General features: G+C 45.3%; 12 protein-coding genes. 8 read left to right on the forward strand and 4 right to left on the reverse strand.

Annotation, left to right across the window (positions count from 1 at the left end):
- Window positions 1–207: 207 nt before the first annotated feature.
- From aceF to ampD, 4 genes are all read right to left on the reverse strand, one after another.
- Entirely contained in the window at window positions 208–2,136 is a 1,929-nt protein-coding gene (gene aceF / locus AB4583_RS09455) for a pyruvate dehydrogenase complex dihydrolipoyllysine-residue acetyltransferase (RefSeq protein ID WP_372117130.1), read from the reverse strand.
- A gap of 26 nt (window positions 2,137–2,162) precedes the next feature.
- Window positions 2,163–4,826: a pyruvate dehydrogenase (acetyl-transferring), homodimeric type gene (gene aceE, locus AB4583_RS09460; RefSeq protein ID WP_017059442.1), complete on the reverse strand. Its 2,664-nt coding sequence runs from the start codon at window positions 4,824–4,826 to the stop codon at window positions 2,163–2,165.
- A 62-nt stretch (window positions 4,827–4,888) separates the two neighbouring features.
- The gene (gene pdhR, locus AB4583_RS09465) at window positions 4,889–5,650 is read right to left on the reverse strand and encodes a pyruvate dehydrogenase complex transcriptional repressor PdhR (RefSeq protein ID WP_017059443.1); all 762 of its coding nucleotides are present in this window, start codon (window positions 5,648–5,650) and stop codon (window positions 4,889–4,891) included.
- A 483-nt stretch (window positions 5,651–6,133) separates the two neighbouring features.
- The gene (ampD, locus tag AB4583_RS09470) at window positions 6,134–6,733 is read right to left on the reverse strand and encodes a 1,6-anhydro-N-acetylmuramyl-L-alanine amidase AmpD (protein ID WP_372117132.1); all 600 of its coding nucleotides are present in this window, start codon (window positions 6,731–6,733) and stop codon (window positions 6,134–6,136) included.
- Between the two features lie 83 nt (window positions 6,734–6,816).
- On the opposite strand from ampD, the gene nadC reads away from it, so the two are divergent.
- From nadC to yacG, 8 genes are all read left to right on the forward strand, one after another.
- The gene (nadC, locus tag AB4583_RS09475; RefSeq protein WP_372117134.1) at window positions 6,817–7,707 is read left to right on the forward strand and encodes a carboxylating nicotinate-nucleotide diphosphorylase; all 891 of its coding nucleotides are present in this window, start codon (window positions 6,817–6,819) and stop codon (window positions 7,705–7,707) included.
- Window positions 7,708–7,960: 253 nt separating this feature from the next.
- A complete protein-coding gene (locus tag AB4583_RS09480) occupies window positions 7,961–8,410 on the forward strand; it encodes a prepilin-type N-terminal cleavage/methylation domain-containing protein (protein ID WP_108117542.1) in 450 nt (149 codons plus the stop codon).
- A complete protein-coding gene (pilB, locus tag AB4583_RS09485; protein ID WP_372117137.1) occupies window positions 8,410–10,095 on the forward strand; it encodes a type IV-A pilus assembly ATPase PilB in 1,686 nt (561 codons plus the stop codon). Before AB4583_RS09480 ends, pilB begins: the two co-directional genes overlap by 1 nt.
- A 15-nt stretch (window positions 10,096–10,110) precedes the next feature.
- Window positions 10,111–11,340, forward strand: a complete 1,230-nt coding sequence (locus AB4583_RS09490) for a type II secretion system F family protein (RefSeq protein ID WP_017065898.1) — start codon at window positions 10,111–10,113, stop codon at window positions 11,338–11,340.
- A gap of 67 nt (window positions 11,341–11,407) precedes the next feature.
- Window positions 11,408–12,277, forward strand: coding sequence for an A24 family peptidase (locus AB4583_RS09495; protein WP_372117139.1), 870 nt, complete (start codon window positions 11,408–11,410; stop codon window positions 12,275–12,277).
- A gap of 2 nt (window positions 12,278–12,279) precedes the next feature.
- Window positions 12,280–12,894: a dephospho-CoA kinase gene (gene coaE, locus AB4583_RS09500; RefSeq protein WP_372117141.1), complete on the forward strand. Its 615-nt coding sequence runs from the start codon at window positions 12,280–12,282 to the stop codon at window positions 12,892–12,894.
- A gap of 26 nt (window positions 12,895–12,920) precedes the next feature.
- Window positions 12,921–13,661 carry a cell division protein ZapD gene (zapD, locus tag AB4583_RS09505; RefSeq protein WP_017063237.1) on the forward strand — a complete coding sequence of 247 codons (741 nt, stop codon included), beginning with the start codon at window positions 12,921–12,923 and terminating at the stop codon, window positions 13,659–13,661.
- A gap of 81 nt (window positions 13,662–13,742) precedes the next feature.
- Window positions 13,743–13,940: a DNA gyrase inhibitor YacG gene (gene yacG / locus AB4583_RS09510; RefSeq protein WP_010435916.1), complete on the forward strand. Its 198-nt coding sequence runs from the start codon at window positions 13,743–13,745 to the stop codon at window positions 13,938–13,940.
- Window positions 13,941–13,959 lie beyond the last annotated feature (19 nt).

A 13,959-nucleotide genomic window follows, 5' to 3' on the forward strand; every position in this document is an offset into this window, starting at 1 on the left:
AGTAGATGTTCTTAAAATTATTGGGCTTTCAAACAGGAAACATTTTACAGAGATGTTAACAGTGTGAAAGTAGCTTTAAGTTAGCCTGTGAGCTAGACAACAATTCCCCATCAGATTATGAGAAATGCAGGAAACTGTTGTCTAAAAATAGTCTTTATATAAAGAATTAAGGTGACCCGAAAGTCACCTTAATAATTACTTTCTCAATTACAGTACTAGACGACGAATGTCAGATAGTGCGCTGTTTAGGAAAGTAATGAAGCGTGCACCTTCAGCACCATCGATCACACGGTGGTCGTATGATAGAGACAGTGGAAGCTGTAGACGTGGTTGGAACTCTTTACCATTCCAAACTGGCTTAATTTCAGACTTAGATACACCTAGGATACCTACTTCTGGAGCATTTACGATTGGAGTAAATGCAGTACCGCCAATACCACCAAGGCTAGAGATTGTGAAACAACCACCTTGCATGTCTGCCGCTGTTAGCTTACCAGAACGTGCTTTCTTAGAAACAGCCATTAGCTCTTCAGATAGCTCGTAAATGCCTTTCTTGTTCACGTCTTTGAATACAGGAACAACTAGACCGTTTGGTGTATCAACAGCGATACCCACGTTTACGTACTTCTTAAGAATGATGCTTTCGCCATCTTCAGAAAGAGAAGAGTTAAACGCTGGGAATGCTTCTAGCGCTTTAGCGACAGCTTTCATGATGAACACAAGTGGAGTGATCTTCATGCCAGTGTCTTTCTTCGCTTCGATTGCGTTCTGTTCTTTACGGAATGCTTCTAGCTCAGTGATGTCTGCGTTATCCCACTGTGTAACGTGAGGAATCATTACCCAGTTACGGTGTAGGTTAGCGCCAGAGATCTTCTTAATCTTAGAAAGCTTCTGAACTTCAGTTTCGCCGAACTTGCTGAAGTCAACTTTTGGCCATGGTAGTAGACCAAGAGCAGAACCGTCGCCGCCTTTGCCAGATGCAGCTGCACCAGACTCAAGACGCTTAAGTGCATCTTTAACGTAAGACTGAACGTCTTCTTTAAGGATACGGCTCTTACGACCAGTACCTTTAACCTTAGAAAGGTTAACGCCAAATTCACGAGCTAGACGACGAACTACTGGAGAAGCGTGCGCGTAGTCACCGTTCTCTTGGAAGTCGCCAGCTGCTGCTGCAGGTGCTTCTGCTTTAGGAGCAGGTGCCGCCGCTGGAGCTGCTGCTTGTGCAGGTGCTGCAACAGGAGCAGGAGCTGCGCCTTCAACCGGAGTGCCGGCCACGACGAAAGTCATGATTAGAGAGCCAGTTGACACTTTGTCGCCAGCTGCAATCTTGATCTCTTTTACTGTACCAGCGAATGGTGCAGGAACTTCCATTGAAGCTTTGTCGCCTTCAACAGTAATTAGAGATTGCTCTTCTTCTACTGTATCGCCAACCGCTACCATGATTTCAGTAACTTCTACTTCGTCACCACCGATATCAGGAACGTTTACTTCTTTCTCAGCTGCGGCCGGCGCTCCAGATGCTGCTGGAGCCGCTGCAACTGGTGCTGCCGCCGCAGGAGCCGGAGCTGCTGCAGGTGCTGAACCAGCCACTTCGAATACCATTACTAGAGAACCAGTAGAAACTGAATCACCAGAAGCGATCTTGATTTCTTTAACGATACCAGCGAATGGTGCAGGAACTTCCATAGAAGCCTTATCGCCTTCAACAGTAAGAAGAGATTGCTCTTCTTCTACTGCGTCACCGATAGCAACCATGATTTCAGTTACTTCAACTTCATCACCGCCGATGTCTGGTACGTGAACTTCTTTAAGCTCAGCCGCCGCTGCAGGAGCTGCAGCAACTGGTGCCGCCGCTTCAACTGCTGGCGCAGCCGGTGCTGCAGCAGCACCTTCCGCAGGAGAGCCTGCCTCTTCAAAGATCATGATAAGAGAACCAGTAGAAACTGAATCGCCTTCAGCTACTTTGATTTCTTTAACGATACCCGCTTGAGACGCTGGAACTTCCATTGAAGCTTTGTCGCCTTCAACAGTGATCAGTGACTGCTCTTCTTCAACCTTGTCACCAACGTTTACAAGAATCTCAGTTACTTCAACCTCGTCAGCACCGATGTCTGGTACATTAATTTCGATTGTCATTGTATTTACCTACCTTAATGCCAGTCTTATGCGTATTGCGGGTTAGTTTTTTCAGTGTCGATATCGAACTTAGCAATTGCTTCAACAACTACTGATTTCTCGATGTCACCACGTTTAGCCAGTTCAGTTAGAGCTGCAACTACGATGTAGCCAGCGTTAACTTCGAAGTGACGACGTAGGTTTGCACGGCTGTCAGAGCGGCCGAAACCATCTGTACCAAGTACTTTGTAAGACTCAGTTGGCATGTACGCACGTACTTGCTCAGCGTAGTTCTTCATGTAGTCAGTCACTGCGATTGCAGGTTCTTTACCAAGAACAGTCGTGATGTACGGTACTTTCTCTTCAGCTTCTGGGTGAAGCATGTTGTCACGCTCTACCGCTTGGCCGTCACGAGTTAGTTCGTTGAACGACGTTACAGAGAATACGTCAGATGCTACGCCGTACTCTTCGCTTAGAATTTCAGCCGCTTTACGCGCTTCGTTCATGATAGTACCAGAGCTCATTAGTTGAACTTTGCCCTTAGCACCAGCGTGAGATTCAAGCTTGTAGATACCCTTACGGATGCCTTCTTCAGCGCCTTCTGGCATTGCTGGCATTGCGTAGTTCTCGTTCATTACTGTTAGGTAGTAGTAAACGTTCTCTTGCTCAGGACCGTACATGCGACGGATACCGTCTTGCATGATTACTGCTAGCTCGTAAGCGAACGTTGGGTCGTAAGAGATACAGTTAGGGATAGTGTTCGCTTGGATGTGCGAGTGACCATCTTCGTGCTGTAGACCTTCACCGTTCAGTGTTGTACGACCTGCAGTAGCACCTAGTAGGAAGCCACGAGCTTGTTGGTCGCCTGCTAGCCATGCCATGTCACCAATACGTTGGAAACCGAACATTGAGTAGTAGATGTAGAACGGGATCATCGGTAGATCGTTTGTGCTGTATGAAGTTGCAGCAGCAACCCATGAAGCCATAGAACCTAGTTCGTTGATACCTTCTTGAAGAACTTGACCAGACGTTGCTTCTTTGTAGTAAGAAACGATGCCTTTATCTTCAGGTGTGTATTCTTGACCGTGTGGGTTGTAGATACCAACCTGACGGAATAGACCTTCCATACCGAATGTACGAGCTTCATCACAGATGATAGGAACGATGTTCTTACCAATGTTCTTATCTTTAAGAAGGATGTTTAGCGTACGTACATAAGCCATAGTTGTAGAGATATCACGCTTCTGTTCACCTAGTAGAGGTGCGAATGCGTCTAGCTCAGGAACCTTGAACTCTTGAGTAAACTTAGGAAGACGTGCAGGTGTGTAACCGTGTAGAGCGTTACGACGAGCGTGCATGTATTCGTACTCAGGCGTACCTTCTTCCAGTTTCAGGTAAGGAAGTTCAGCGATCTTCTCATCTGAAAGGATGTCTTCTAGGCCTAGGCGATCACGTAGGTGTTGAACATGAGTCATGTCCATTTTCTTAACACCGTGTGCAATGTTCTTACCTTCAGCTGCATCACCCATGCCGTAACCTTTAACAGTCTTAGCTAGGATTACAGTTGGCTTGCCGTTTGTCTCTTTTGCATTGTTGAATGCAGCAAACAGTTTAGAAGAATCGTGACCACCACGCTTAAGAGCGAAGATTTCGTCATCAGTCATGTCTGCAACTAGTGCAGCTGTTTCTGGGTACTTACCAAAGAAGTGCTCACGTACGTATGCGCCATCTTTAGATTTGAATGTTTGGTAGTCACCATCGATAGTTTCATTCATTAGTTGAAGAAGCTTACCAGTAGTGTCTTTAGCTAGTAGAGAATCCCAGTTGCTACCCCAGATAACTTTAACAACGTTCCAACCTGCGCCTTTGAATAGGCCTTCAAGTTCTTGGATGATGCTACCGTTACCCATTACAGGGCCGTCTAGACGCTGTAGGTTACAGTTGATTAGGAAACATAGGTTGTCTAGCTTCTCACGCGCAGCGAAAGAGATAGCACCACGTGATTCTGGCTCATCCATCTCACCGTCACCTAGGAACGCGTATACGCGTTGCGCTGAAGTTTCTTTCAGGCCACGGCCGTCAAGGTACTTAAGGAAGCGCGCTTGGTAGATAGCAGAGATAGGGCCAAGACCCATAGATACTGTCGGGAACTGCCAGAACTCAGGCATCAGTTTCGGGTGCGGGTAAGAAGGGATACCTTTACCATCAACTTCTTGACGGAAGTTATCTAGCTGTTCTTCAGTTAGACGACCTTCAACGAATGCACGAGAGTAGATACCTGGAGAGATGTGACCTTGGTAGTAAACTAGATCGCCACCGTCTGTCTCGTTTGGAGCACGGAAGAAGTGGTTGAAACATACTTCGTAGAACGCTGCTGCTGACTGGTAAGAAGCCATGTGACCACCAAGGTCTAGGTCTTTCTTAGAAGCACGCAATACGATCATGATTGCGTTCCAGCGAATAATCGAACGAATACGACGCTCAAGAGTTACGTCACCAGGGTAAGCTGGCTCTTGTGCTGCTGGAATTGTGTTGATGTAGTTTGTGTTGATGCCTGTAGCCATATCAACACCATCTAAACGTGCTTTATCTAGAACTTGTTCTAGTAAAAACTGTGCACGTTCTACACCTTCTTCACGTACTACTGACTCAAGAGCTTCTAACCAATCTTGAGTTTCCAGAGCATCAACGTCATGCTTCATGTCAGACATGGCGATCTATCCTTTTTGTTAGTTGGATTCTACTAAACACGTAAAAAGCCGAAGTATTACGGCTATTTACCCTGTTGAATTCGACGTAGAGAACGTTCGCGGCGCGACTCTTCCTTCGTCAAATCCAGCAATGTTTCTTCGATGTAAGCTAAATGAGAGTGTGACATTTCACGTGCCTGTTCTGGCTGCCCTGAAACAATCGCATCTACAATGTTAGCTCGATGTATACTCACTTTCTCCACAACGTCTTTACGACGATGCAACAGCTTTAAATTCTCTAAGACGTTTTGTTCGAGTAACGGAGCCAAGCTACGAACAATGTGCAATAACACCACATTGTGCGCTGCCTCTGTTAAAGCAATAAGAAAAGCCATCACCGCTGCAGATTCGGCTTCAATATCACCCTTTTCTTGCGCGCCGTGAATTTTTTCTTGGCAGGCTTGAATACGAGCAAAGTCTTCATCGGTTCCACGCAATGCCGCGAAGTAAGCCGAAATCCCTTCCATCGCATGACGCGATTCCAACAAGTCTAGTTGGGTTTCAGAATGGGACGACAACAAATTAAGCAAAGGATCTGAAAAGCTTTTCCAGATATTTTCGCTAACAAACGTACCTCCACCTTGACGGCGAGTAAGCAAGCGTTTTGCTTCTAAACGTTGTATCGCTTCTCGGATCGAAGGACGAGACACATCGAACTGTTTCGCCAGTTCGCGCTCAGGCGGCAGCTGCTGCCCTGGAGCCAGTGTTCCTTCCACTATCAACCTTTCTAACTCTTGTTCGATAACATCGGAGAGTTTTGGCTGACGAATCCTTTGATAAGCCATAGTTTGTTGTTCTTCTTTTTCTTCGCTGACAATTGGTAATACCAATTTTAAGTTGGGCAGAAATTAACATAATTAAAACGCCACTGTCCAGCCTAAAATTGACCTGCATCATAGAATACAGCGTGAATTAACCATGATTTAACAAATGAAATTTAAAACAGCAACCAAATTGGTCTTACCATTTACAGGGGTAATACTTTTGGGGAGTGTTCGTGCTAGAAAGTTTCAGGATAAAAATGAATTGTTTCAGAAAGATTAGTGTCACTCGTTTAAAAATCGAACCAAGCGCACATTTAGGGTGGAAATTCTGTTCATAAGTTTTAATAAATGAGTGTTTGATAAGTTCGTCACACTCTCAATTTATTGATGCTCCCCGTCCGACCACTACCTTTACAAAAGCACAACAAAAATTCACAAACAATTATGCTCATCGTTGATTATCTAGAGCCCTTCAATGAGCAGAGTCTTGTTGTGAATTCGGATTTAGAAACTCAGTTGGCCTTGATATTTCTTCCAATCAAAAACCAAACCGGGGTCAGTCTTTCGTAGCGGAGCGATGTATTGATGGCCAGTGATACGCTGACGCGTAATCTGCGGGAAGTTCGACACCAATGTCTCCGTTAATTGAGCCAAAGATTGGTATTGCTGCTCGCTATAAGCTACAAAGTCACTACCTTCCAGTTCAATACCAATAGAGTAATCATTGCACCTTTCACGCCCTGCAAAACTCGACTGGCCAGCATGCCAAGCTCGGTCTAAGAAAGAAACGAACTGCACCACTTCCCCGTCGCGACGAATCAAACAGTGCGCCGATACACCCATTTGGTGAATCACCTTAAAAAACGGGTGTTCCGACGGGTCTAGCTTACCCGTAAAAAACTGTTCGATGTAAGGCCCACCAAATTGACCCGGTGGCAAACTAATATTGTGAACCACCAGCAAAGAAATATCGTCGGCACTCGGCCTAGCATCAAAATACGGGGAAGGAACATGCCGAGCGTTGTCATACCATCCATTGGATCTGATCGTCATCTTGGTCTCACTTTCGTTTCTGCTAGCACAATAAGATGTGACCTTGCCCATAGAGCAGTCGCGCTAGCCTCTTTAATTTGAAGTTAAGCAAGAGTATCATTCCATTCCCACTCCCTTTCAAGATTAGATTTGCGATGAAAAACACACATAACAGCCACCAACGCCTTGACTACTTAAAAGAGCAACTGCCTCTAGAGATCACTCGTGCGGTCGCTGAGACCATCAAAGAAGATCTAGGTGGAACGTTAGATCCAGCGGCTGATATTACGGCAAGTCTAATCCCAGCAGACGCAATCAACAGTGCAACCATCATTACCCGTGAGCACGGCGTGTTCTGCGGTAAAGCTTGGGCAGATGAAGTGTTTAAGCAATTGGGCGGTGAAGTGACTATCGAGTGGAATGTAGAAGATGGCGACAAGGTTGAACCAAACCAAACGCTTTGCACGCTAACTGGCCCAGCACGCGCGCTATTAACGGGTGAGCGCAATGCAATGAATTTCATTCAAACGCTATCTGGTTGTGCGACTACGACGGCTATCTACGCAGACAAAATTAAACACACTGAATGCCGCCTGTTGGATACGCGTAAAACCATCCCTGGCCTACGCAGTGCACTGAAATACGCGGTGGCTTGTGGTGGCGGTTTCAACCACCGTATTGGTGTGTTCGATGCTTACCTAATCAAAGAAAACCACATCATCGCTTGTGGTGGTATTAAGAAAGCTATCTCTACAGCAAAAGAGCTGAACCCAGGTAAGCCTGTGGAAGTTGAAACCGAAAGCCTAGAAGAGCTAGAGCAAGCGATCAGCGCTGGCGCAGACATCATCATGCTAGACAATTTCACTACAGACATGATGCGTGAAGCTGTGAAAATCAACGCAGGACGTGCTGCGCTAGAAAACTCTGGTAACGTAACTTTAGATACCATTGCAGAGTTCGCTGAAACGGGTGTTGATTACATTTCGGTAGGCGCGCTAACTAAGCACCTAAAAGCAATGGATCTATCAATGAGATTCAAAGCGTAATTGACTGAATAATAAATAATTTCTGTAAAGGTACTGTTAATAACGGTGCCTTTTTTATTGCCTGAATTATCAATATTTCAAGCAGTTATTTAAGCTGATCGCATAATTTTGCCTGCTATATGAAACACTACACCAATAAATACCAAACCGCTCGCGACCGCACCTGAACACCATTCCACTACCCCATCTCAACTTCTATTCTTTCCATCAACCAGTGCTTGCGCTGAAACAAACTAAACAATGGAATAGAACAATGAAAAACAAAAGAACAAGTCAGAAAGGCTTTACGTTAATTGAATTGATGATCGTGGTGGCGATCATTGGAATTTTGTCGGCTTTTGCAGTGCCTGCTTATCAAAACTATACGATGAGAGCTCATGCGAGTGATATGTTAAACGCGTCATCTGCCATGAAAACAGCTGTTGGCCTTTGTCTATCTGATAGCATATCAGCAGCCAGTTGTACTTCCGGTAACAGTGGCGTTCCAGCAAAACAAATATTTACAGGTTTTGAAGTTCTAGCAAAATTAAGTGGTGGGGCCGCTATAGTTGAATCTGCAGTATCAGGCAGTAAAGGATCACTACCTACTTCTGCAAAAGTAACCTTGACTTCAAATAAAGATACTAGCGGAATTAGTTGGACTGTCGAATGTTCAGATACAGATAATAATGTTAATGCCTCTGATTGGTGTCCTGTCAAATAATGCTAACCAACCTCCCCACGGTTCTACGTCAGGCTAATCTACTTAGTCTGACTCAAGAACAAGCCGTTGCGGAACATGTACATGCTTCAGCTGTTTCTACACCTGAAGCTTTACTCGCTCTGGATTTGTTCAGCGGCGATTCCTTAGCAAATAATATAAAAACCATTTTCGGTTTACCGTTAGTACAACTGGCCAGTACTGACTACGAAACCTTGTGTGAGCAATTGGGACTTCGTGAGCTGATCACCAAATATCGAGCAATCCCGATTTCAGTTTCTAGCTCCACTCTCACACTCGCTTCTGCCGACCCTACGGACTTACAAGCTGAAGACGACTTTCGATTCGCGACAGGATTACAGATTGAATTGGTTGTCGCTAATTACTCTGAATTAGAAAGTGCAATACGAAAGCTGTATGGCCGTTCGATTTCCGGGCAAGATTCCAAGCGTAAAGAGATCACCCAGGATGAACTCGCCAACCTGGTTGAAGTCTCTGACGATGAGATGACTTCAATTGAAGACCTCAGCCAAGACGACTCCCCTGTCAGCCGTTTTATTAATCAAATATTAGTTGATGCTGTGCGTAAAGGTGCATCAGATATCCACTTTGAACCTTACGAAGAAAACTACCGCGTACGTCTACGTTGCGATGGCATCCTTGTCGAAATTCAACAGCCCGCTTCTCACTTAAGTCGTCGTCTATCGGCGCGCTTGAAGATCCTCGCCAAACTCGATATCGCCGAGCGTCGCTTACCTCAAGATGGTCGTATTAAATTACGTTTAAACGACGAACTGGCGATTGATATGCGTGTATCAACTTTGCCGACCTTGTGGGGTGAAAAGATCGTTCTTCGACTGCTTGATAGCAGCGCGGCCAATCTAGATATCGATAAGTTAGGTTACAGCGAAGATCAAAAAGCCCTCTATCTTAATGCCCTGAAGCGCCCACAAGGGATGATCTTAATGACAGGGCCAACCGGCAGCGGAAAAACCGTCTCCCTTTATACTGGCCTTCGCGTGCTCAACACTACGGAACGCAACATCTCAACAGCCGAAGATCCGGTGGAAATTAACCTGTGTGGTATCAACCAAGTACAAGTAACACCTAAGATCGGCTTTGGATTTGCGGAAGCTCTGCGATCATTTTTACGACAAGACCCTGATGTGGTGATGGTTGGAGAGATCCGCGACTTGGAAACGGCAGAAATCGCGATCAAAGCATCGCAAACGGGTCACTTAGTACTTTCGACACTGCACACGAATTCCGCCGCAGAAACCGTCACCCGACTCGCACATATGGGTATAGAACCCTTTAACCTCGCTTCATCATTGAGTTTGATTATCGCCCAACGACTGGCAAGACGATTATGCAACCACTGCAAAGAAAATGACGACTCGCCAGACATATTCCTGCGTCACTCCATTCCTAACAGCCAAACCATCTACAAAGCGAGTCCTAAAGGTTGCAATGAGTGTAACCAGGGTTATTCGGGGCGAGTGGGTATCTATGAAGTGATGCCGTTTAGCGATCAACTGAAAAGCAGCCTGATCGACAAACCGAACGCGTTGGCCATTGAAAACTTGGCTCGCCGAGAAGGCATGAGAACTCTGCAAGAGTCGGGGCTAGATAAATTGCTTGAAGGCACCACCAGCTATCAAGAGCTGCAACGTGTTCTGTACATATAAACCAATGGAGCACCAATGAGTAGCAAGTCCAAACAATCACAATTAAAAAGCTATCACTGGAAAGGCATTAACAGCTCAGGCAAGAAAGTGTCTGGGCAAACGTTAGCGCTCACCGAATTGGAAGTACGAGAAAAGCTCAAAGAACAGCATATTCAGATTAAGAAAATCAAAAAGAAAAGTATTTCAGCCGTCACTCGTTTAACACATCGCGTCAAAGCCAAAGACATCACAATTTTAACTCGGCAACTTGCGACCATGCTGGCTACTGGTGTGCCTATCGTACAAGCGATAAAGTTGGTATCAGACAATCACCGTAAAGCAGAAATGAAATCAATTTTATCGCACATCTGCAAAGGTGTAGAAGCCGGCACTCCTATTTCAAAAGCGATGCGAACCGCAAGCCGCCACTTTGATGACCTCTATACCGACTTGGTCGCGACAGGCGAACTCTCCGGCAACCTTGCACAAGTATTTGAACGCTTGGCGACCTATCGTGAAAAGAGTGAGCAACTAAAATCCAAGGTTATAAAAGCTCTCATCTACCCAGCAATGGTTGTAGCGGTCGCCCTTACCGTTTCCTACTTAATGCTGACCATGGTCATTCCTGAATTTGAATCGATGTTTTCTGGTTTCGGAGCAGACTTACCTTGGTTCACCCAGCAAGTGCTTTATCTTTCCCATTGGATGCAGGCCTACAGCTTTTATACTGCCGTAGGCATAGGGCTTGTTGTCCTGATTATTTACCAACTGTGTCAGCGTTCCCACTCGATCAAACTGTCTGTTAGTCGGCTAGGATTACGCTTTCCTGTTCTTGGTGGCGTATTAGCCAAAGCCTCTATTGCCAAATTCAGCCGAACCTTATCAACCAGCTTTAGTTCTGGCATTCCGATTTTAATGAGCCTTAAAACCACAGCCAAAACCGCAGGCAACCTGCATTATGAATCGGCCATCATTGAGGTTCACCGAGAAACGGCTGCTGGCATGCCGATGTACATTGCAATGCGCAATACCAATGCCTTCCCTGAAATGGTGTTGCAGATGGTGATGATTGGTGAAGAGTCGGGCAACCTTGATGATATGCTCAATAAAGTCGCTTCCATTTACGAGTTTGAAGTAGACAACACAGTCGACAATTTAGGCAAAATTTTAGAACCATTGATCATCGTATTTTTGGGAACGGTTGTTGGCGGGCTTGTGGTTGCGATGTACTTACCGATCTTTAATCTTATGAGTGTGTTAGGATAGCCAAAAGCAACTTAACACCCATGAGTAGCAAACTTCTGCTCATATAGATCAAGTGGTAAAGGACACTATGGAAGTATTTCACTACTATCCTTGGCTATTCCCCGTATTAGCTTTCATTTTTAGCCTTCTTATCGGCAGCTTCCTCAACGTAGTCATACACCGTTTGCCAATTATGATGGAACGTGAATGGCAACAAGAGTGCTCGGAATATTTCTCTCAATATAAAATTCCAGCGCCAGAGGGAAAGTTCAACCTCAGCATTCCTCGCTCTACCTGCCCGAAGTGCAAAACCCAATTAAGAATCGTCGACAATATCCCAGTGTTAAGCTGGTTGTTCTTAAAGGGGAAGTGCCACAGCTGTGCGAATCCAATCAGTGCTCGCTACCCTTTGGTCGAACTGCTTACCGCAATACTTTGCACAATGGTTGCTAGCCACTTTGGTTTCAGTTACTACGCCATTGCTTTGATTCTTTTCACCTTCGCACTGATTACCGCGACCTTTATCGATCTCGATACCATGTTGTTGCCTGATCAAATCACCTTGCCTTTGGTATGGTCCGGTATCGCATTAGCACTGTTTAATATCGGCCCAGTATCGCTGCAAGATTCCGTGGTTGGCGCAATGGCTGGTTACCTCGCTTTATGGTCTGTTTATTGGTTGTTCAAACTGCTAACAGGTAAAGAAGGCATGGGTTACGGTGATTTCAAGTTACTAGCTGCGCTTGGTGCATGGCTTGGTTGGCAACACCTACCGATGATCATCCTTTTATCTTCGCTGGTAGGCCTTGTGTTTGGTTTGATTCAACTTCGCCTGAAACAGCAAGGCATCGATAAAGCCTTCCCATTTGGTCCTTACCTCGCGATAGCTGGTTGGGTAAGCCTATTGTGGGGCAATGACATCATGGGTTGGTATTTCACTTCTGTACTAGGAATTTAACCATGGCAATCATTATCGGATTAAGTGGTGGTATCGCCAGTGGCAAAACCACGGTCGCTAACCTGTTCAATCAGCATTTTAATATAGATATTGTTGATGCTGATATCGTGGCACGTGAAGTGGTTGCGCTGGGCAGTGTCGGCTTAAAACAGATTACAGAACACTTTGGTGAGTCTATCTTGCTTGACGATGGAACACTCAACCGAAGTAGGCTGCGTGAGCTGATCTTCTCAGATCCTAAAGAAAAGCAGTGGCTCAATGATCTTCTTCATCCCATGATCCGTGACAAAATTGACAGTGACCTGTCTAAAATCACATCCCCGTATGGTTTATTAGTTGCACCGCTATTGGTGGAAAACCAAATGCAAGGCATGGCCGATCGCGTATTAATTGTTGATGTGCCAGCAGAAGTTCAAATAGAACGTACGATGAGTCGTGACAATGTTTCTAGGGAACAAGTTGCATCAATTTTAAAATCACAGGCTTCAAGAGAACAACGCTTAGCAGTTGCAGATGACGTGATTAAAAACCATACTAAAAACCAAGAACTTTTGCCTCAAATCACAGATTTACATCAAAAGTATCTGGCAATCAGTGCTGTAGATGGGTCAGAATAGAACAATGTTGAATGAAGGTTTGCTCGATGATCACCCATAAATTTGAACATCCTCTAAATGAGAAAACACGCATCTACTTAAGAGTCGAATCACTCTTGAGGCAGCTACACTTGTCTTCTACATTTTCCGATGCTCAACAGTATCAACTCTTTTTCCGTTCCATCTTTGATCTGATTGAAATCTTCGAACAGATCCAACTCAAGAGCGAACTCGCAAAAGATATTGAGAAGCAACGTGTAACCTACAAAAGTTGGTTGGATGTTGAAGGTGTCGATCAAGAGATGCTGACATCACTACTTAATGACATTGGTAACATCTATCGTGATCTGATGCAGGCAGAGCGTTTTGGCCAGTCACTTAAAGAAGACCGCTTCCTAAGTGCAATTCGCCAACGCTTTAATCTTCCTGGTGGTTCATGCTGCTTTGATCTGCCCGCACTGCATTATTGGCTGCACCTTCCTCTCGATAAGAGAATGCGAGATGCCAAAGCTTGGATGGATAGCCTACAGCCTCTCTATGAAGCGCTAACACTGTGGTTGAAGCTCACCAGAGAGACGGGTCACTTCAAAGAGCAAATCGCTCGTGCTGGCTTCTTCCAGAGCGATGCCGATGAAGCGAATATCCTTCGTCTTTCTATTCCGATGCAATACGGTGCCTACCCGATGATCTCCGGTCACAAGAACCGCTTTGCTGTTAAGTTCATGAGCTTTGAAACTGGGCAAGCCTGTACTCAAGACATCGAATTTGAATTGGCAATCTGCACCTAATTAATTTCCTTTTATAGTTTGGCTTGAGTCCTCACTCGAGCCTAAACCCACTATTATTACACCTTCAAATTAAGAATCACTATGTCGAAGAAAATCACCATCGTTAAATGCCCTCAATGTAATGCTGACGTTGAATGGGGCGAACAAAGCCCGCACCGCCCGTTTTGCAGCAAGCAATGTCAGATGATTGATTTCGGTGAATGGGCAGACGAAGAGAACAGCATCGCTGGCGCACCAGATATGTCAGATAGCGATGGTTGGTCGGAAGATCCGTACTAAGCGAGTAGCGAGTAGCGAG

This window comes from Vibrio sp. 10N.222.49.C12 (genome assembly GCF_041475025.1).
In the GTDB taxonomy this organism is placed as follows: domain Bacteria; phylum Pseudomonadota; class Gammaproteobacteria; order Enterobacterales; family Vibrionaceae; genus Vibrio; species Vibrio crassostreae_C.